We start from the raw sequence: 19839 nt of genomic DNA, 5'->3' as shown, positions 1-19839 counted from the left end.
CCTCTCAGGTCTCTTTTTTGCCTTTATAGTATCTTTTTTCAAACTCAATCCAAGATTTGCTGAATTCATGGTTGGAAAAGGCACTTTTTAAGCCTGAGCGCTGCTTAAAGCGAAAGACCTCTTCGCGGTCCATCCCCAATTCCTTGGCAATTCGTTCATCCGACCACTCGTTAGCGACCAACTGCTGCACGATGTTTCCCATCTTCTCGATGCCATGGGTACCACGTGCTCGATTGTGGCGAATCGTTGAAGCGATGCGATTCTCAAAAGGCTTATCGATCACTGTGACCGGAACGCTTGGCAACGCCAGGCGGTCTTTTGCTACGACATACCGATGAAACCCATCGATCAAAATATACTTGTCCTGCTCCTTATCGTGGTAACAAACCAGTGGCTGCGTAAAGCCATCTTCCCGAATCGACAGTTCCAGCAAATCCATCTCTGGAGCAGCCACGGTGTTGGGATTATACGTATTCGCGTGAATCTTGCTGACTGGGATCAGCTTCGCCGCTAACACTGGAAAATCGATATCGCTCATGAGGTACTACACTCCTTTTTAGAAATGAATAATTTTTTGTTTGTCGATAGACCGCAAACCCTTTTGACTCCAAAAGTGCAATTTCACTAGGCTGGTTACTAGAAGCGAGAATCTCTGCTTCTGGGTAGTTGCGGCTGATATCCACCAACATTTTCCGTAAAAGAAACTTTTTAAATTGAGCAGTTGGATCTTTTTCATAAAATTCCCCTAGCTCCACTTTATTGACGCCTTTTTCATAATAAGAAAAAGCGGTCACCCGTTTTTCGTCATCAAGAATCACATACCAGTAGCAGTTCTCATCATTGACTAAGTACGGAAATTGCTGCTGATACACCCGTTCCGCAAAAAAAGCCCCCATCAATTGATAGAATTGGCTTTTCTTATACGGTGGAAAAAATAAAACCAATCGTTCGTTCACAAAATCCTTCCTCTCTAGGGACACATTCGTCCATCGTCAGGTGATTTTTTTCGTTAAATACTCATATTTGGCATTCAATTTTTTTAACTGATACTTGGGTAAATGCTCGATTCCCAACGCCGCCCCAAAATCGACCGCCAACTCATACAATTCCGTCTCATCTTTTTTCGTCAGACTGTATTGTCGCGTGCTCAAAGAAAAATCATTTTTTTCTAACGCACGAGCGATCCCTTTCCAGTCATGCCAGAGCACTTCGTTTTTCAGCCACTCCTTACGTTTGGTCACATCGGGAATGTCTTCCACTTCGATCCCGTGCTTTTCTCGATAATGATCAATCAAGATTGTGATTTTGCGGTAATAATGGTCCTGTAATTTCTTTGAATAAAGTCCAATTGATTCTAGTAAAAAGACCGCATACTCTTGCCAAGTCATATGACTTGGCTTTCTCGTATTGTAATGCGCCAATAATCCCGTCTGGGCATACAATCGACCAAAATTGGCTCCTGACACGCGGTTGACGACCCGTTCCCACGTTTCCGGTTCCACCAGAGCATATTGATATAAGCCTTTTCGTTGCTGCATACCATAAGGCTGACAGATTCGCATTTGATGAATCGGAACGCCATGATCATATAATTTTTCATAAAAGCCATTTATCGGCCAGTCAAAATGGGCATAGGCGCCCCAGACATCTTCTGTCTTCCAATCATAGATGGGGTAAAAATTGACGACCATGGAATCTGCTACTTGCCGTTTGATCCAGCATTGCTTCCGAAAGTTATACTTTGGCGAAGTGATCGACCGATATCGGTATAGACTTTCCTGTGTTCGGATGCCAACGCCACAAGCAACGGGTTCACACTGATGATAGTTTGCGTACCAGTGAGCAAAGTTTCGTAAGAACTTATCTGGATTCATATTTGCACTCTGATAGATTTCCATCAATGATTCATCTAAATCAGCAAGTGAAATCGCATCTTTTGGCATCATCTGTACCCACTTCTCACGTTCTTGTTCATCCCACATCAGCCATTGTGGCTGAAATACGCTAGTGTTGTTGTCCTCGTAAAAGGGCAAACAGAAGTGAAAGGTTTGATTGATAGTTGGTAACGCTTTGATTTTTTCCATGAACGTTCTCGTAGCATCATAATTTGCCTCGATATCTAAAATCAGCAGATCAAAAGTTTTCTTTTTTTGTCGGGCGACTTGGTCAGCCAACTGAATCATGGCACCGCTATCTTTTCCACCACTGAAAGAGAAATAAACATGGGGAAAGGTATCAAAAATATATTCCAGGCGCGTCATCGCCGCTTCCAGCACATTATCCTTACAATATTTCTTCATAAAAGCTCATGTCCTCATTTTATTTGTCCTTTTTTTGAATAAGTATTACATTCTAGTATAAAGTTTCACTTAGCTTCTTACAAGGACTTAAGGGAGATTTTGCATTCGATACATGCAAATAATTGTTAGCTATCATTGCAATGTGTTCCCCATTGTTCACTACTATTCCTAGTAATCAAGAAAAATAGTGGGAAAATTCCTTCTGAAACAAGTTTTATTGCTTTTCTTGATTCATTCAGCCAAAAGGGTTTGAAGGACTTTTTCAATACGCTTCACTTGTTTTTCATTGAAGTGGGACAGCCATTCTTGATCCGCAAGTAAACGCTGAATCTCTTGCTGAAGGTCTTTGTATCGACTGGCTTCCTTGATGTTTTCAGTCATCTTCAAGAAATTACTAATTTTTTCTCCTTTAGGCAGCAGTACATACTCTTGCTTGATCCCTTCAAACTTGTCTTCATGATCAATCACCAAAAGTTGACTGATCAAATCATGAGCGATCCACCGATGATAGGAGTTTTTATGGGTATGCAATGCCCAGATCCGTTCCCATTCATCATAAATCAGCTCAGGGTTTTTAACGGCTACTTCTTTAATGATCAAATAACTATTAAAATACTCATTGATATGATTTTGACCATCAACGATATTCTCCACTAGCCTCTCTCTTACCTTTCGATCATCGATCGCCGTTTGCACAAACGGTTGGGGATCAAAGGATGTTGTCTGGAAATGACCTGCGATTTCTGGGTAGTCCATGCTTTCACCTTCTTTAAAAATTATAAGATTATTTTACAGGTTTGAACCTCTAAGTTTATTTTAACAGAATCTATGTGCGAAAAAAGTGGCTTTTATATTCCCCTTCTTTTATCAATCATCCATTCTGATCACGTAGGTAGACTAACGCCACTTTGAATATCATACTTTTTGGAAAACCCAATTTAAAATTGAAAACAGCTGGAAAGAATCCTTTCGATCCTTTATCCACTAACACTGCTATCTATTGATTTCTTCCGTTCGTCTATTGAGCGCTAGGAAAAGTGCAAGCTTCCTTTTATATCCTTTTCTGAAAGGAGCCCTTCACAAGAGAACCTGCTGGCAACTACTTTCTCGTTAAATTCCCAATGTCACTGACACAAAAAAGGAAGTCCCGCGTTCGGGACTTCCTAACGTTCTTTTCTCTTCAAATACTATTTCACGCATAGCTGCGAGATGCTGGATCACGCGTCCTTTCTCCGAATACCTCGGTCGGTAGGCATTTTGATCCATTGTTCTGGTGGACGCTTTCTGATTTTTTTTGGTGCAAACATCAGTTGAATAGTTCTTTTGACAAAGTTATTTCGGTATACGTTTTCCATAACTTCCACGCCCTTTTCAATTGATTTAGGAAGCGGTGACGTCGATCCTTCTTCCTATTTTTATTATAAGCCCCAATCCGGTACAAAACAAACAATTCAGCTGCTGTTTTCTCCCATTCGTTTAGATGAAATCTGTGGTTGCTGCTAAAAAAAGAGGCACATATTCTTGAATAAAGTTCAATAAGCCACCGCATATTTATTGAAAAAAATAATGAAAAATTGCAGAAAAAGATCGAAACTACTCGAGACAAACGCCAAAGGGCTGTGTTTTTGAATGAAAAATCGTTTCACTTTACTTTTTCTTAAATTTTAATTATTATTCTTTTGAAATAAGAATAATGAAGGAGATAAAAACATGGAAAAATACCAAGTGTTCCCTGGTCAAAACTATCAGGCAAATGTTATTGGCTTTACCGGTTTACAAGAAGTTAGTGTGATTCATGTTTACGAGAATACTGCAACTGTTCTAATCAAAGAAACAGCTGAAACAGGTGTTGCTAAGCTATGTAATTTTCTAGTTGGTGCCACACAATTAGTTAGTTGATCCTCTTTTATTAACCAAAACATGAGGAGCCATTTGCCATCCAACATGTTGTAGGAAAACGATTTGAAAGTAGTCCTTTGTGAGCTTGCTCTTTTCCTATTCATCAATTACAGCAGTATTTTTATTTATCTACTCAATATCTCTCTACTTTATATATAAATAGTGTTAGAATGAACAAAAGGAAACGTATCAGGCTTCCCCCAAGAGAATCTTCCCCAAGTACTCTTGTCTGATACGTTTCCTATTTTTGTGGCGAAAAAGCCACAGACCAATGGTAGCCCTTTACTCTGTGAAAAGCAAGCATTCAAAATTGATTTTTTCTTTATTTTTTTATTTTATCTCCTCAAATTCCCTTTAAAAATCAGGCAAAAACACACCTCTCGTAATAAGGTGTGTTCTTTTTTTGACAATGATTATTCACGAATAATAAGTTCATAAGGCAGAATGATCTGTTCTTGTTTTCTTTCTTGAAACAAGCGAAAGGCTTCTTTGCCGCACTGATTCAGATGAAACTCAACGGAAGAAAAATGCAGCATTTGACTGATAAGCAGGTTTTCTTGTCCAATCACGATGGGTGCTGTCCCGTGGGAGTATTGATTCAAAATCATTGCTGCGATTTCGTCTCCATTTGTGATCACCCCATCGATTCCTCGTTCTTTAAAAAAGGCTGCTGCGGAAATCCCGTCTTGTGCTTTGATACAATCCCAATAAATATCGGCTTCCGAAAAAGCAGGAAACAGCTCCTTGGCTTTTGCGATGGTATTGACTGAATTGCAGCTAAGACGTTTGCTGCGCCCGAGCGTCAGTCCCAAACGTTTTACGCCTTGTTCTTTTAAATAATTGATACTAGCTGTCACAGAGCCGACCAAGTCGATCGCAACGAAAGGAACAGCAGTACCGGTCGAATTTTCACAAAAAACGATCGGTCCTTTTTCCATGTAGGGATAAAACGTCTCGATATGATTTGCGCGGGTAATGACGATCAATCCGTCAAACCCTTTTGCAGCGAATTCTTCTAGATATTCTAGTTCCAATTTCCGATCAAAATTGGTCGGCAATAACGTCACTTTGTATTTTTTAGCAAAGGCTTCTTCCATAATGCCATTTAGAATCCCATCAAAAAAGGCGTGATTGACAAACGGCACGATGACCCCAATATTATAGGTTTTCCCCGAGCTGAGCTTTTGGGCGATCTTATTCGGTTTGTAATCCAGTTCTTCCATCACCGCCAAAATCGCTGCTCGCTTTTGCTCATCGACATAAGGATGGCCATTGATCACACGAGAGACTGTCGTGATCGAAAAACCAGTGATTTTTGCTATATCGCGTATCGTTGCCATTTCCTTCATTCCTATCTGTTTGTTTTACGATTGACCTAAGTCTACCATAGAAAATTTACTGATTCACTTTCGACAAATTTTCTGAAAAGGTCCCTTGGTTGATTGTACGGTATGAAACGAGTTTCATAGCAAGACTTAGACTCCTTGAAAATAAAAGAAATTTATTTATAAACAAAAACTGATTGCTTAGCAAGCTACAAGCGCTACTTAAGCAATCAGTTTTTCTACTGTTTACTGAATCATTTCTTTTGATAAGCTTTTACGTTTCTTCGTATACCTTCGCATCAGTAACTCGATGCCCTTATCCGCAAAGCGTTGCATATAGGCGGAAAAATTCAACAAGGCAATCAAGAGAATGAGGTTGAGATAGCTGGTATTGCCTAGGTTAAAGAGGTCACGACCGACGATCAAGGCAGCAAAGTACAAGATCTGGGTGCTGAAAAAAATCATCGTTCGATAGCTGTTGATAGCTGGATAGACTTTTTTCTGGATCAAGCGATAGTTCCAAGCGGTAAAAATAATGCTCATGATCGATAGAGCTTTGCTGCTACTGTTGAACCAATAGCCAAAGTTAATGATCAGCAGAGTTCCTACCGTAATCGTCAATGCTGTTGGAAAAGCATTTTTGAAAATCGTTGTCATAAATTCCCCTTCGATCCGATTGAAGTCTGGTTCAAAGTTTAAAAAGAAGGTCGGAATGCCGACAAAGCAGGCATTGATGATCGTTAATTGGATCGGCTCAAAAGGATATGTCGTTCCTGATAACAACGTCCCCATAGTGATCATGATGGAGAATAAGACTTGCACTAGCACCAATGAACCTGAGCGAGTAATGTTATTGATTACTCGGCGGCCTTCATCCATGACCGATGGCAAAGCATCGAATTGATTTTCCAAAAGCACCAAATTTGATACTTGACGCGCAGCATCGACACCGGAAGCCATCGCGATGGAACAGTCGGCTTCTTTCAGCGCCAAAACATCGTTGACGCCATCGCCAGTCATCGCGACAGTATGCCCTTGTTCTTTCAAGTAGAGTACCATTTCTTTCTTTTGTTGCGGCGTCACTCGACCAAAAATCTGATAGTTGCTGACAGCTTCTTTTAATTCGGCTGCAGTTAATTTTGATACATCGATAAAATCAGCAGCCCCTGGTAGATTGACTTTTTTCGCGATTTGACTGACTGTCACTGGATCATCGCCAGAGATGATCTTGCATTGGATTGCTTGTGAACGAAAATACTCCAAAGTCTCTTTGGCATCTTCACGGATCGTGTCTGACAGTAAATAAAATCCTAACGGTTCAATATCCGTCGGCAGTCCTGCCTCCTCATAGCCTTGCGCACTGTGCGCCAAAACGATCACCCGGTAGCCTTCTTCTGCCAGCTGTCTTTCCTGTTTTAAGACAGCTTCATGGTTGGTTCCCAGTAAAATCGACGCAGCTCCGATGAAATAAGTGCCTTGCCCTTCAAACGTGACGCAACTGAATTTGCGGTCAGATGAAAAGGGGACGACTTGCTGCATCTGGTAAGTCGTTTTTTCTGAAAAAAAGGTTCGTAGCGCCATTGCCGTTGGGTTCTGATCGGGTAGCTGAGCCATTAAGTTGCCGGTGATTTCTGCCAACGGTGTTTCCGATTGTAAGGAAATCGTCTTTTCCACCGTCATCTTGCCTTCGGTGATCGTGCCGGTTTTGTCTAAGCAAAGAACATCGACCCGTGCCAAAGCATCAATGCAGTTCAATTCCTGCACCATCACTTTTTTGCGCGCCAGATAGACGGCACTGATGGTCAATGTGACACTGGTCAATAAAAACAAACCTTCGGGGAACATCCCTACAGCTGCCGCCACCGTCCGTAAGATGGCGGTGTTGAAAGCCGCATGAGAGAAATAGAACTGTTTGACAAACAAGAGGGTACATAACGGTACCAAAATCAAGCTGATCCAACGAATGATTTTATTCAAACTGCCTTGGATCAAGTATTTTTGTCGTTTGATGGTCTTGGCTTCTTTGTTGATTTTTGCGATATAGTTATCAGCGCCTACGTGGATCACTTGGCACAACGCTTCACCAGCAGTGATAAAACTGCCAGAAAACAACTCGTCTGCCGGCTGTTTGTGGATCGTATCCATTTCACCAGTCAGCAAGGATTCATTGACTTCTAAAGATCCTTGAATGACTTTGGCATCCGTCGGCACTTGATCCCCGCTTTTCAGTCGTAACACATCATCCATTACGAGTTTGTGGATCGGCAAATTCTCCAGCTTACCATCCCGATAAACATCGGCTTTGGCAACTTTTAGCAGTGCCAGCTTATCTAGCGTTCGTTTGGAACGAACTTCTTGAAAGAGATTGATGATCACATTGCTGAAGACAACAAAGACGAACAAACCGTTTTGATAAGAACCCGTCAAACAGACGAGAAAGAATAGGACACAGTTGATTAAATTGAAAAAGGTAAAGATATTGGTAAACAGGATTTTCGGGTACGTATTCGTCGTATCCTTTTTTGTCTTATTGACTTGACCGCGCTGCACCCGCGCCTTGACTTCCCCTGACGTTAAGCCAATGGTTTGGTTGTTTTCGATGATCCTCACCCTTTCTAATCATAGTCATTTACTTTTCGTTTGCTGAATATTCTGCAAACGTGCATCGGACTTGGGAATGGTTTTGCGTTTTTTCTATAAAACCAATTGGCGGCGATTGCGTAAGTTACGCCATCATCTATCGGCTTTTTTCCGTAAAAAAACAAGTACTGTCTAAAATATAGCATACCCTTTTAAGTAATGGCGTTTCATTTTTGTCACCTTCGCGTCACTTTAGCAATTAAAATAACAGTTTATTTTGTTAACTCAACCCACTACACATCATGCGATCACAGGCTTCATCGGTTGTTTCTTACGATGACACAAAACAAAAAAACAGCTGATCTTCACAGATCAACTGTTTAACAATTCTTTAAGTCAGCTTTTTCTAGCAGCTATTAGCAGCATCATTGGTCGGCGCATTTCGTCTTTCATTCCCGGTACTTCTAGTAATTCTTCTGGCGGCTGCGGCTCAATCACTTTTTCTAAAATGAAGCCGTTTTGCAATAAGGTCATTAAATAGGTTGTCAGGGTACGATGGTATTTCGTCACCGTTTCACCTAAAAATTGCGCTTGCCGCTTGCCTTCATAATAGTAATGATCGACTGGGAAATGCTGGATTCCCCCCTGCATATCATACTGCCAATCTTGCGATCCTTCCGCAGTATAAACCGGATGCTCCACCGAAAATACGAGTACACCACCAGGTTTCAGCCAGACCGATATGCTTTTGATCAATGTTTCGAACGTTGCCACATAGTGAAACGCCAATGAACTTAAAACAACGTCTATTGTGGCTGGAGGAAGTGTCACTTCTTCCATTGCGACACATTGATACGTTATTTTCGGATCAGGGTTCCTTTTCTTAGCCTCCTCAAGCATCCGTTGAGAAATGTCAGTTCCTAGTACTGCTGCCGCTCCATGGTTTACAGCATATTGGCAATGCCATCCATACCCGCAGCCTAAATCAAGTACCTGCTTTTTTTCGAAATCAGGCAACATTTTTTCTAGCGTCTGCCATTCCCCAGCTCCTTGCAGGCCTTTTTGCGAACGAGTCATTTCACTGTATTTCGTAAAAAACGTTTGGTCATCATATTTGTTTTCTTTCATCATTTGTTCCTACCATGTAAATCGTTTTTTGCTGGTCTTGATCTACATGGGCTTAGGCAATTTTTTGGGAAATAATGCCACCACACATCAGCTTTTTCCTCCTTGCTCTGATTAACGCCATCATAGCACGATTTTCAGTCTCTCACAATTGATAGCAAGTCGCTGGCGCTTCTTTGCCATTGTTTCTCAATAAACCGTTTTTTTATGTACAGCAAAAAATCACACTATGAAAAGGGTGTGATTTTCCTGTTCGATTCATTCATTTCTCTATTGATCAATGCAGTGCTTCCTTTTTCCATTTTCGGATTTTCGTTCGGAAATTGGTAAAGGGTGCTACTGTATTGATATGGATCCATTTATAGACTGGCCACTGTGCTTTGGTGGTTGCCCAATCCCGTTGCCCTGCTTCAAACAATTCCTGATCGGATAAGCCTTCGATCCACTGGCAAAGTGCCGTCACCTTTTGGTCTAAGAGCTCTTGCTGCTGTGCTAAGGTCAAACTGCCATATGTCTGATAAAAGGATTGATACAATCCACCAAGGTTGTTCCATTTATACCCTTCAGCAGGTGTGTGAACGCTCATCCCTTGTTGTTCCTGTGTTTCCCATGACAATAACAAACTGACCCAGCCGATTTGGTAAGACAAATTTTCTGAAGGGGTCTTGTCGACACTTGCTATCCGTTGATTTCGTAACGCTTCGGGAATTTCAACAAATTCTTGGCGAAATTTTTGGTAACGTTCTGTGATCTCTTGGATCAAGTCTGCTTTGCTTTCGTACTGTCTCATTGACTGTCCTCCTATTCAGGAAAATGGTTACTCTTTGTCGCTTTCTTCAATGGCGATAAAAATCGTTACTTCGCCGTCTGGCGCATACTGTTCGAAATCAAAGGAATACCTGCGCTGCAACTGCTGGTTTTCTTCCTCTGACCAGACTTGACGCCAAGTAGTCAGAATGCCCTGCGCATCGCGCCGATCGACCGGATACTTTTTCCAAGTATATTTTTCTGTATCAAAGTCTGCTTGCTCCGTTTCTTCGAAACAAAGCGAAACGGCATAGTCTCCTTGATAGTTTGACTCATACTCGTGGTAAACGCAAGCGATGACCGTTCCTTTTTCTGCGGCTTTCTTGACCGCCTCGCTGTTTTTCTCCCATAAGCCAGTGATTTTTGCTTGAATCGCTGGATCAGTAAAATTATTGGTTCTTTCCGTTTCTATTATCGAAAATTTCATTAGTGTTCCTCCTTCTTTGTCTTTATGATACGATAGAAACCTAGACACCTTCTGTCAGTGTTTTATCATCTTTTTATAAAAGGAGTAAACCAAGTGAGCACGACACGCCTGTTCGGCCTTATCTACCACCTGTTGAATCATGAAAAAGCAACCACTTCTGAATTAGCCAAACAATTTGAAGTCTCGACTCGCACCATCACCAGAGATATCAATACCCTAAGCAGTATTGGCGTACCCATCTATACCGAAACGGGTCGAAATGGCGGCGTCTATTTGTTAAGCAGTTTTGTGTTGGATAAAGTGTTATTATCAGAGGAAGAACGGAAAAACCTGCTTTTGGCGTTGAAAGGGATTCGCCAGCTGACGCCACAGATCAGCGGAGAATCATTGGCAAAACTGCAATCCTTATTCCAGCAAAACGATGCAGACTGGCTAGAAGTTGATTTTTCCACTTGGCATCGGCGAGAAAACGGCAACGACACGTTTGATTTATTAAAAAAGAGTATTTTAAGGAACCACGTGATCACCTTTGACTATATCAGTAAACAGGGACCGCAAAAACGCGTCTGTCAGCCTTACAAACTGCTTTTTCGTTCGCAAGCATGGTATCTGCAAGCCTTCGACCAGCAAAAGAATGCCTTTCGGACATTTAAAATCAGCCGTATGAGTCAGGTCCACGTCACTGAACAGCATTTTTTTCCGGTCACTGCGCCTAATTCTGCCATTGAATTGACTGTTGACACCTATCCCGCTCGTCTATTCTTTCAAGCCGACGTTCTTTATCGGGTATATGATGAGTTCGATCATCAGGATATTACTTTGACGGAGGAAGGCACTGCTGTGGTTACCGTTGATTTACCCGAGGAAAGCTGGGTGGTGCCCTATTTGTTCTCTTTTGGAAAAAGCCTACGCATTTTAAGTCCCCCTCGACTAAAGAATCGTTACCAAGAAGAAGTTGCTGCGATTTATGCCAATTTGACTGAGAACGAGGGTGCGAACTGATTTTTCAAGAAATGGATCCCTATTGAAAGGAGTGTTTGATTTGAAAGAAGTGATCGTAGACTATGGCGGGGTTTCGCTAGCCCGCCTTTGCCAGCAGTTGGAAGAACAGCAGATTCACTTAAACGCGTATGCCAACCAGCTCTTGCGCCATCCCCACCTCTCCCTCAGTGCCGATAAACAGCGTACTACTTGTGTGATTGTTTCCCTTAAAGAACTGGGACTCACACAAGGTGGCTCGTTGACGGAGATTTTTGCAGCTGCACCTTCTTATGGACTGACCGATTGTACATTGGAAATGGCCTTACACTTTCGCCTCAGTTATCATCAACTGGCAAATAGCACCGGACTGAAATCCCAAGGAAAAGCGCCAGCTGCCGCAATCACGATCGCTTCTATGCCTTTGGAGAAAACCGATGATTTCCCCAAAGGATTCTACGTTCGCCGCATCGATGGTTGTGACTGGTTGCGAGGCTATACTTGCGATGCACGCCACCAGTTTGCACCGGATGACCTGTTTTTGTTTCAACGACGAGACCCGCTGTCAGAGACCTTCAACTGAAGGGGGAACAAATAGTTACCAATCAAGCGTCCCCATTTCCCCTTACTGCAATCATTCTGCAAGATAGGGAGAATCCAAAAGGACGAAAGGAGAAATAGATGAACTTAATACCAATGAAAGACAGCGACTACGCTGCCTACTTAGCCAATGCTGTTTTCGAATACGCCAATGACAAAATCCAAGCAGGCACATGGGCCAAAGACGAGGCCCTCTCCCTCGCCAAAGAAAGCTTTGCTTCTTTACTTCCTCAAGGGACTGCCACTGAAAACAATCACTTGTTTTCTTTATTTGCAGCTGATTTTAGTGAACCGATCGGGGTGATTTGGATCAACACAGCTGCCCAGAAAGCCTTCATCTATGACTTTATCATCGAGGAAGACCAGCGAGGAAAAGGCTATGGAACCAAAGCGTTACAAGCTTTGGAAAAGTGGGCGATCCAGCAAGGCATCACTGAGATCGGCTTGCACGTTTTTGCCCATAATCAATCTGCGTATCAGCTATACAAAAAAATGGGCTATTTGGAAACAGATATTACGATGGTTCGACGTTTCGCTGAGTAGTACGAAAAGAGCCACATCATTCGTACCTAGGAATCAATCGACCAGACCTGCGCCAAACAAAAAGAAACGACAGAAAATCGTCGTTTCTTTTTGCTTCTATTTACATAAAAACCATTCTTTCAATGAGTGCATGGTTTTTTCAGTAGCATCGCCATTGTTGAACCTTCTTCGCTATAAGGACTGCCTTTGACATCGCCAAATACCTCACAGATATCAAAGCCTGCAGCCTGAACTTCCCTCAGCAATGCATCTTTTGTAAAATAGGTCGTCCATAAATAATAATTGGTGAGCTCAGTTTCTGCTAAAATCGTTGTTTGCTCCAGCAAGACGTGATCAGGATATTTCCATCGTTGATATAGCACAAGATGGGGCTCCCCCCGCCAAAACCCTTCTGATTCGTGACTTTCCCAGGTCTGCTCTTCATTAAGCGTTAAAAACTGTGCAATCGTAAATACATCGAACAAAAATTTGCCACCCGGTTTTAGATGCGCCAGCACATTTTTTAGCAGTAGTTTGCGTTCCTCTGGATTTAAGGCACCATAGTCGCAATAAATCAAGGTAATAAAATCAAATTGCTGAGGTAATGCCATCTCCAAATAGTTATCAAATAGATAGGTAATATTTAGTTCCCGCTTATTCGCAGAATCTCTCGCATAGGTAAGGGATCTTCTGGAGTAATCAACGCCTGTCACTTCATAGCCCAGCGCTGCAAATTTTTCCGCGTAGATCCCTGGTCCGCAGCCGATATCAAGAAGTTGCGTCTGTTTTTCTGGCGGAACAAGGCGACTGATCCATCGAACGGATTCGTTGATAAAGTCAACCTTTCTACTAGCTCCCTCAAAATCAGGATCCAAATGAGCCTTTAACATTTGCTTGGAAATATACGCATCGTCCCAAAACGCCTCTGCCATTTTTTTATAGAGCGGTGGCCGCTCGATTGCCTTTCTCAATTCTTGGTACATCTTATTTTCCCCTTTCAAAATAATTGAAAAACAAAAAAGACCACAGATTTCACTCTGCGGTCAACCTTCAAACGATGAAGATCAAAAAGCGAAGAGTAAAATAAAATCAATGATAGACACTTCAAATAAAACTGCATGCAGTCAATTTTTTGCCTATGAAATTGATTTTATTTACTCTTTTCCAGCCCTACCCCTGTTAACGAAGGAATAACAGCAGATAGACCGGAGCCATCACCTTTTTCTCTTGTTTTTCTGCCTTTAGTTTAGAAGGCGCTAGTCGATTTGTCAATGGGAATCGCCTGCTTTCCTTCGATAAAAGAAGTTCTTACTGCAATTCACACCTTGCCTAACAAAAAAACTGCATCAAACTACGTCTCTGCTTACTGTCGCCTACTGATTTTTTCAACAGGAAGCTGGATCTCAGTCAGCCCTTCCTCTTCACTTTCTTTATTCCAAATGCCATCAATATAGCTTTCACGAAAAGGCCCTGTGATTCGTTAGCCGTTGTTTTCAACAAACTGAATAACTGCAGCATAGGCTCCATTATGGACCATACAAACTGCTTCCGGTACTTCTTCTATCTGCTTGAAGGCCAAATCACTATCTTGGGATGTATAAGAAACAGCCCCCCTCACTTTATCTCCACCAATCCTATTGGTCAAAAATAGTACGACCAGCGGTATTCCAATACCAAAAAGGTCAGTTGATCATTTGTTTTGCGTCCATTGATTTCTTTTGACAGCCCAGCAACCTCAATCATTTTCTACAGAAATCGCCCCATTCTACTAAAGCATACTGGCTCCTCTTGAGGGAGAGTCAATAGCAGATTCGCTTTTTTCATGACGAACAAACTCATTCTCATTGGTTAGCTAAACGTGGCTTTTTCTTTTTTTACCTATTCGCAACAATATTTAAATCACAATTAACTATTTTTAATTCCTGACCTTGTTTTTTTCTTCTATCTCCACTATATTTGTGGGTAACCCTATTTATTTCTATGTAGAGAGGATGTTTCCCTTGAATTATCCCTTATTAAATGAACAAATGCCTCAGACCATCATTCGTGTTTGGCGGTTGCGAAGGATTACGTCACTGATTATTTTCAGCCTGATTTTCGCTGCTTCTTTTTGGTTTCTAGCCACGCAAAACTGGCTGCATTTCTGGGTGATCACCCTTTGGTCAAGCTTATTGGCGCTGACTTTGATCAGCCATCTGCTTTCTTTTGTGCTGATGAGCTACCGTTACAAATTCCATCGCTACGAGATCCAAGAAAATGATATCGCCATTCAACACGGCTATCTATTCCGCAGCACCACGTATATTCCGATCCGCCGAATCCAGCATATCGAAACAGACCAAGGGATCTTTTTGCGAAAATACTCCTTAGTCTCCTTACAGATCCATACGGCTGCCACCAACCACGCCATTGAAGGCCTACCAGTGGCGCAAGCCGAACGCTTGCGAGAAACCATTATGACTTTAGTCGAGGTGGTCAAAGATGATCTATGAAAAACAACGACTGCCGTTGCTGTGTATCGGTCTTTATTGGTTCAAAAATTGCAAAAATTTTCTGGTACTAGCGTTTCTGCTTGTATTCAAATTATTCAACGACGCCCCTTCTTTGCCAATGATTCTGGGCGGCATTCTGCTATTTTTACTGGTCTGTTTGATTTTTGCGGTACTGTCATACACCCGCTTTACCTTTCAAATCGATCAAACGAGTGTGCTAGTCAACAAAGGACTCTTTATCCAAAAACAAACGATTTTGCCGTTTGAACGCATCCAAACGATTCAAGAGAATCATTACTTTTATTTACGTCCGTTTAAACTAGCTGAAGTGAAATTGGAAAGCGCCGCAAGTTCGAGTGGCGAAGCCGAAATTCTTTTCCCAGCATTGCCGCTGGTTCTCATTGCCTCCATCGAAGCGTCAAAAAAAGCAGCTGCGACACCACAAGAGCCGACTGCCCAAGCAGCTAGTGGAGAAGAACCAACCAATAATTACGCTACTGTTTTTTCGGGTGAGGAAACAGCAAATCCGCCGTTAGAAACATTCACTTTGAAATTCAAGGAGATTTTCTTGTTTTCTATCACTGATTTTTCTGTTTTCACCTTGGTTCTAGTCATCGGCTACAACGTGATCGACAACATTCCCAATCTCTTTGCCTATGCATCGGATTTGCAGCAACTCGGCCTTTTATTTGGTGCTGCGCTTTTGCTGGGGCTGTTAATTTTGTTTTTCTTTCTTGCGATTGCTAGAAATATTTTCCGCTATTATGGCTTTACGGTGGAAACGAACCAACAACAGCTGCTGATCACGCAAGGCTTGTTTTCTAAACGACACCAAACGATACCCCTCGCTAGGATCCAAGGGCTAAGTGTCGAACAAAATCTTTATCGCCGAATCTTTCATCTAAGCTCCGTCAAGTTACTGCTGGCTGCTGGCAGTTCTTCAGAAAGCGATGATACGGTCTATCTGTTCCCCATTTTGAAAGAGGCGCAGCTGACCGAAACATTGGCCCGCTTTTTACCTGAATGGTCGTTTAAACAAACCGCTCTAGTGAAAAATCCGCGACCCAACTTTTGGTACTTTTGCCGTTGGCCACTGCTTATCGGGCTGCTTGTTGTAGGAATCTCCGCCTTCTTTTTCTGGTGGTTAGCGCTGATTTTCTTCGTGTTCTTTGGCTCCTTCGTGTTATCAAGCATCTGGCGGGGCAAAATACAAGGGTATCAATTTTTAGATAACCATGTATTGTTGTGTCAAACGATTCGCGGCTTAACAAAGGTGACCGCTTATCTGAAGAAAAATAAAATCCAAGATTTCACCGTCACCACGACGTATTGGCAGCAAAAAAAAGGTCTGGGCAAGTCACAGTTGACCATCAAAACCGAAGATACCTTCACCGAAAGTAAGCTTTTCTACTTCCCATTAACCGAAGCAGAAAAGTTACGGCGCTGGTTTTTGTCGTAGTTCATAAAAAAACGTCAAACAGCAGAACTGACGCGTTGTTTGACGTTTTTTGCAAGTCCTGAAATAAATGAGAAGGAAGCACCAACCGTTGATTCGTTGATGCTTCCTTTTTCTATTCCCTGACCTTCCCCTCAACTATTTGCTGCTTGATTGAAGCAGCATCTAAGCCATATTCTTTTTGCAGGAAATCGGGTGTGCCGACTTGGCCAAATCGTTCGTTGACACCAATACGTTTTAAGGGAACAGCACTGCCAGTTTCAGCAAGCACTTCGGCGACGGCACTCCCTAGTCCACCGGTGATAGAATGATTTTCGATGGTGATGACTTGCCGTTTTCCCTGAACTTCGCGGATGATCAATTCTTTATCGATCGGTTTGATGGTGAACATGTCGATCACTTCGCAGCTGATTCCTATTTCTGCTAATTCTTCTGCCACTTGCAGTGTTTCAGAAACCAGTTGGCCACTGGCAATCAACAACAGTTCATCGCCTGGTCTTAAAACATTGCCTTTCCCTAGTTCAAAGGTCGAGCCTTTTTCATAAATCGTTGGAACAGCTTTCCGATTGCCTCGTACGTAATGAACGCCGGATAATTGGCTAAAGGTTTTTATGATCCACGCCATTTGGACTTCATCCGCTGCATCGCAGACGATCGATTGGGGAATCATTCGCATCAAAGCCACATCTTCCCATGTCGTATGGGTGCCGCCGTTGTGTCCGACTGCAAACCCCGGATCAGAACCGTAAATATTGATCGTATTGCCGCCATAGCCGCCAGAAATAAACAGCTGATCGAATACCCGGCGCGTTGCAAATGGCCCAAAAGTGTGGATAAAAGGTGTATAGCCAGTTAAACTCAAGCCAGCAGCGACGCCAACCATATTGGCTTCCGCGATCCCCATGTTGATAAAGCGTTGGGGATGTTTGTTGGCAATCGCTGTCCAGCCGCTGGCAGAGCCAAGGTCGGCATCCAACGCAACTAGCTGGTTATTTTCATCCATGAGTTCCACCAATGTGTCAACGACACATGTTCGCAGCTCTTTACCAGCAGCAGTGGTTTTGCTTAATGTAAACATGCCTTAGCGTCCTCCTTCGATTTTTATCGTCAACTCTTTGATTGCCGCTTCTGCTGCTTGATTGATTTCATCCGTGGTAAACTTCACGGAGTGATTGGCATCTAATTCTTCAAAGAAAGGAACGCCTTGTCCTTTCACGCTGTCCAAGACAATGCAAACCGCTTGGTCTTCGATCGCTTTGCAGCGCTCGATTGCCTCATCAATGGCTTGCATGTCTGCTCCTGGAACTTTTTCTGTATAAAAGCCAAATGCAGTCATCTTCTGCTGGATGTCAAAGGGATCAAGAATGTCTTTGGTTGGCCCATCTAGCTGTTTTTTATTGTCATCAATAATGACGATACAGTGATTCAGTTTGAAGTGGGCAATGTATTGGAAAGCTTCCCAGCACTGTCCTTCATTTAGTTCGCCGTCCCCGACGATCAAATAAACAAAATTGTCCTTCCCTGCCAAGCGCAGACCCGTCGCGATCCCGGCAGCCATGGAAGTCCCCTGCCCCAGTGAACCTGTGGTGGCATCAACCCCCGGCGTTTTCCAGCGATCCGGATGGGAAGGCAGTCTCGTGCCGCCCTCATTGATCGCCCATAACCACGACCGATCAAAATAGCCCGTATTTGCTAATGCACTGTACAGTGCGGCGCCAGCATGTCCTTTTGATAAAACGAGTCGGTCACGATCCGCCCACTGTGGATCTTGTGGATTGACCCGCAGCTGTTTGCCGTACAAAACGGCTAATAATTCAACAATTGAAAAGGAACCGCCCAGATGGCCTTGCCCCATTTTCTTGATGCTGCAAAGGGTATCTAAACGAATCTTTGCCGCTAATCTTTCGAGTTCGTGGTATTCTTGTTCACTGATTGCCACTATTTATCCCTCCATCCCCTATTTATTCAGAAACAGATTTTGCCCGGCTGTTTTTCTTGAAAATCGTCAATCCGATCAAGACCGCGACTACCGCAATTATCCCTGAGAAGATGGCGATTTGACCGCCCATATTGGCTAAGTTTCCTAGGAAGATCCCTGCAACTCCATAGTCGGTATCAGAGAAAGTTGATCCTTGGAATCCAAGATCCCCCATGACTGGCATCAACAAGATCGGCATGAAGCTGATAATGATCCCATGAATAAAGGAACCAATGACGGCGCCTCGCACACCACCCGTTGCATTGCCGTAAACACCTGCCGTTGCGCCACAGAAGAAATGGGGCACGACACCTGGAATAATAACGGTTGTTCCTGTGAAGACCATGATGATCAAACTAACGATTCCACCGACAAAACTGGTTAGAAAACCAATCAAAACAGCATTTGGCGCATAAGGAAAGACGATCGGACAATCCAATGCAGGAATCGCATTAGGAACAAGCTTTTCGGAAATTCCTTTAAAGGCTGGTACGATTTCTGCCAAAATCAGACGGACACCAGCTAAAATCACAAAGACACCGGCGGCAAACGAACCGGCTTGCTGCAACGAATAAATGATCGAGTTCGTGCCATTGCTAAGATTTTCTGTAATAAATTCACTCCAAGCAAAAATTGCTACGATCACGTATACAACAGCCATCGTAATCGTGATACTAACAGTAGAGTCCCGCAAGAAAGACAGGCCTTTCGGAAAATTAATGTCTTCTGTGGATTTTTCCTTATTGCCGACGTATTTCCCAATCAACCCGCTCAATGCGTAGCCGAAGTTCCCCGTATGCCCCAATGCGACGGAATCATTTTTAGTAATTTCTCGAGTAAACGGTTGTGCGATCGCTGGGAAAATCGTGTTACAGATCCCTAACGCTAAGCCGCCAAATAAAACTAGATTAAAAGTATTCATTCCAGTAACGCTCAAAATCACCGCAATCATGCAAGCCATATACAACGTGGCATGCCCAGTCAAATAAATGTATTTAAAGCGAGTGATACGGGCAATCAAAATATTGAAGGCCATTCCGGCTAACATAATAAGTGCGGTATAGGTGCCGTAAGTCGTCAAAGCCAGCGCAACGATCGCTTCGTTATTTGGGACGACCCCTTGCATGTTAAAGGCTGCTTGGAACATCTCCCCAAATGGCGCCAGAGAGCTTTCGATCACCCCAGCCCCGGCAGTGACCACGAGAAACCCAACAAAGGTTTTGATGCCCCCTTTGACGATCGTGGCAATGTCTTTTTTCTGCAGTACATTCCCCAAAACGGCGATCAGCGCAACTAAGATCGCTGGGGTACTCGCGATATCAACAAGAATATCTAAAAATTCGTTCATGA

General features: G+C 42.9%; 20 protein-coding genes. 6 read left to right on the top strand and 14 right to left on the bottom strand.

What is annotated here, in order from left to right:
* Positions 1 to 4: 4 nt before the first annotated feature.
* The 4 genes from IGI92_RS03130 to IGI92_RS03115 all read right to left on the bottom strand — a co-directional run bounded on the left by IGI92_RS03130 (position 5) and on the right by IGI92_RS03115 (position 3056).
* The gene (locus IGI92_RS03130; RefSeq protein WP_034871891.1) at positions 5 to 538 is read right to left on the bottom strand and encodes an IbrB-like domain-containing protein; all 534 of its coding nucleotides are present in this window, start codon (positions 536 to 538) and stop codon (positions 5 to 7) included.
* A complete protein-coding gene (locus tag IGI92_RS03125; RefSeq protein WP_050790962.1) occupies positions 465 to 956 on the bottom strand; it encodes a hypothetical protein in 492 nt (163 codons plus the stop codon). Before IGI92_RS03125 ends, IGI92_RS03130 begins: the two co-directional genes overlap by 74 nt.
* A 36-nt stretch (positions 957 to 992) precedes the next feature.
* A complete protein-coding gene (locus tag IGI92_RS03120; RefSeq protein WP_008377955.1) occupies positions 993 to 2300 on the bottom strand; it encodes a DUF3440 domain-containing protein in 1308 nt (435 codons plus the stop codon).
* A gap of 231 nt (positions 2301 to 2531) precedes the next feature.
* A complete protein-coding gene (locus IGI92_RS03115) occupies positions 2532 to 3056 on the bottom strand; it encodes a hypothetical protein (RefSeq protein ID WP_142972098.1) in 525 nt (174 codons plus the stop codon).
* A gap of 954 nt (positions 3057 to 4010) precedes the next feature.
* Here IGI92_RS03115 and IGI92_RS03110 point away from each other — a divergent pair.
* On the top strand, positions 4011 to 4199 hold the full coding sequence (locus IGI92_RS03110; RefSeq protein ID WP_005227564.1) for a hypothetical protein: 189 nt from the start codon (positions 4011 to 4013) through the stop codon (positions 4197 to 4199).
* Between the two features lie 413 nt (positions 4200 to 4612).
* Here IGI92_RS03110 and IGI92_RS03105 read toward each other — a convergent pair whose 3' ends face one another.
* The 5 genes from IGI92_RS03105 to IGI92_RS03085 all read right to left on the bottom strand — a co-directional run bounded on the left by IGI92_RS03105 (position 4613) and on the right by IGI92_RS03085 (position 10463).
* On the bottom strand, positions 4613 to 5539 hold the full coding sequence (locus IGI92_RS03105) for a LacI family DNA-binding transcriptional regulator (RefSeq protein WP_008377949.1): 927 nt from the start codon (positions 5537 to 5539) through the stop codon (positions 4613 to 4615).
* Between the two features lie 231 nt (positions 5540 to 5770).
* Positions 5771 to 8134, bottom strand: coding sequence for an HAD-IC family P-type ATPase (locus tag IGI92_RS03100; protein ID WP_430608016.1), 2364 nt, complete (start codon positions 8132 to 8134; stop codon positions 5771 to 5773).
* 366 nt (positions 8135 to 8500) lie between these two features.
* Positions 8501 to 9232, bottom strand: a complete 732-nt coding sequence (locus tag IGI92_RS03095; protein ID WP_430608014.1) for a class I SAM-dependent methyltransferase — start codon at positions 9230 to 9232, stop codon at positions 8501 to 8503.
* Between the two features lie 274 nt (positions 9233 to 9506).
* Positions 9507 to 10019, bottom strand: a complete 513-nt coding sequence (locus IGI92_RS03090) for a ClbS/DfsB family four-helix bundle protein (RefSeq protein WP_061053753.1) — start codon at positions 10017 to 10019, stop codon at positions 9507 to 9509.
* A gap of 27 nt (positions 10020 to 10046) precedes the next feature.
* A complete protein-coding gene (locus IGI92_RS03085) occupies positions 10047 to 10463 on the bottom strand; it encodes an effector binding domain-containing protein (protein WP_061053752.1) in 417 nt (138 codons plus the stop codon).
* A 93-nt stretch (positions 10464 to 10556) separates the two neighbouring features.
* Between IGI92_RS03085 and IGI92_RS03080 the strand changes: the two genes are divergently transcribed.
* The 3 genes from IGI92_RS03080 to IGI92_RS03070 all read left to right on the top strand — a co-directional run bounded on the left by IGI92_RS03080 (position 10557) and on the right by IGI92_RS03070 (position 12584).
* Positions 10557 to 11465 (top strand): helix-turn-helix transcriptional regulator, encoded by a 909-nt coding sequence (locus IGI92_RS03080; protein WP_086333005.1) that lies wholly within the window; start codon positions 10557 to 10559, stop codon positions 11463 to 11465.
* Complete coding sequence (locus IGI92_RS03075; RefSeq protein WP_035006572.1) at positions 11455 to 12024, top strand: hypothetical protein; 570 nt, start codon at positions 11455 to 11457, stop codon at positions 12022 to 12024. Before IGI92_RS03080 ends, IGI92_RS03075 begins: the two co-directional genes overlap by 11 nt.
* A gap of 98 nt (positions 12025 to 12122) precedes the next feature.
* Positions 12123 to 12584, top strand: coding sequence for a GNAT family N-acetyltransferase (locus tag IGI92_RS03070; RefSeq protein ID WP_008377933.1), 462 nt, complete (start codon positions 12123 to 12125; stop codon positions 12582 to 12584).
* 119 nt (positions 12585 to 12703) lie between these two features.
* Here the strand turns inward: IGI92_RS03070 and IGI92_RS03065 are convergent, their stop codons facing one another.
* On the bottom strand, positions 12704 to 13546 hold the full coding sequence (locus tag IGI92_RS03065) for a class I SAM-dependent methyltransferase (RefSeq protein ID WP_430608010.1): 843 nt from the start codon (positions 13544 to 13546) through the stop codon (positions 12704 to 12706).
* Positions 13547 to 14043: 497 nt separating this feature from the next.
* Positions 14044 to 14181: a hypothetical protein gene (locus IGI92_RS03060; protein WP_254907477.1), complete on the bottom strand. Its 138-nt coding sequence runs from the start codon at positions 14179 to 14181 to the stop codon at positions 14044 to 14046.
* A gap of 382 nt (positions 14182 to 14563) precedes the next feature.
* Between IGI92_RS03060 and IGI92_RS03055 the strand changes: the two genes are divergently transcribed.
* Together IGI92_RS03055 and IGI92_RS03050 are read left to right on the top strand one after the other, a co-directional pair.
* Positions 14564 to 15055: a PH domain-containing protein gene (locus IGI92_RS03055; RefSeq protein WP_430608008.1), complete on the top strand. Its 492-nt coding sequence runs from the start codon at positions 14564 to 14566 to the stop codon at positions 15053 to 15055.
* Positions 15045 to 16514 carry a PH domain-containing protein gene (locus IGI92_RS03050; protein ID WP_430608006.1) on the top strand — a complete coding sequence of 490 codons (1470 nt, stop codon included), beginning with the start codon at positions 15045 to 15047 and terminating at the stop codon, positions 16512 to 16514. The genes IGI92_RS03055 and IGI92_RS03050 overlap by 11 nt, the downstream gene beginning before the upstream one ends.
* A 112-nt stretch (positions 16515 to 16626) precedes the next feature.
* On the opposite strand, the gene IGI92_RS03045 is transcribed toward IGI92_RS03050, so the two are convergent.
* Genes IGI92_RS03045 through IGI92_RS03035 form a run of 3 tightly spaced genes read right to left on the bottom strand, consistent with a single transcriptional unit; the run spans position 16627 to position 19837 of the window.
* Positions 16627 to 17589 carry a transketolase family protein gene (locus IGI92_RS03045; RefSeq protein ID WP_430608004.1) on the bottom strand — a complete coding sequence of 321 codons (963 nt, stop codon included), beginning with the start codon at positions 17587 to 17589 and terminating at the stop codon, positions 16627 to 16629.
* A 3-nt stretch (positions 17590 to 17592) separates the two neighbouring features.
* Positions 17593 to 18450 carry a transketolase gene (locus tag IGI92_RS03040; protein WP_430608003.1) on the bottom strand — a complete coding sequence of 286 codons (858 nt, stop codon included), beginning with the start codon at positions 18448 to 18450 and terminating at the stop codon, positions 17593 to 17595.
* 22 nt (positions 18451 to 18472) lie between these two features.
* The gene (locus tag IGI92_RS03035; RefSeq protein WP_430608002.1) at positions 18473 to 19837 is read right to left on the bottom strand and encodes a PTS ascorbate transporter subunit IIC; all 1365 of its coding nucleotides are present in this window, start codon (positions 19835 to 19837) and stop codon (positions 18473 to 18475) included.
* Positions 19838 to 19839 lie beyond the last annotated feature (2 nt).

The organism is Enterococcus sp. DIV2379, assembly GCF_050542965.1.
Lineage (GTDB): Bacteria > Bacillota > Bacilli > Lactobacillales > Enterococcaceae > Enterococcus_D > Enterococcus_D entomosocium.
This window is presented reverse-complemented; position numbering and strand designations above follow the sequence as displayed.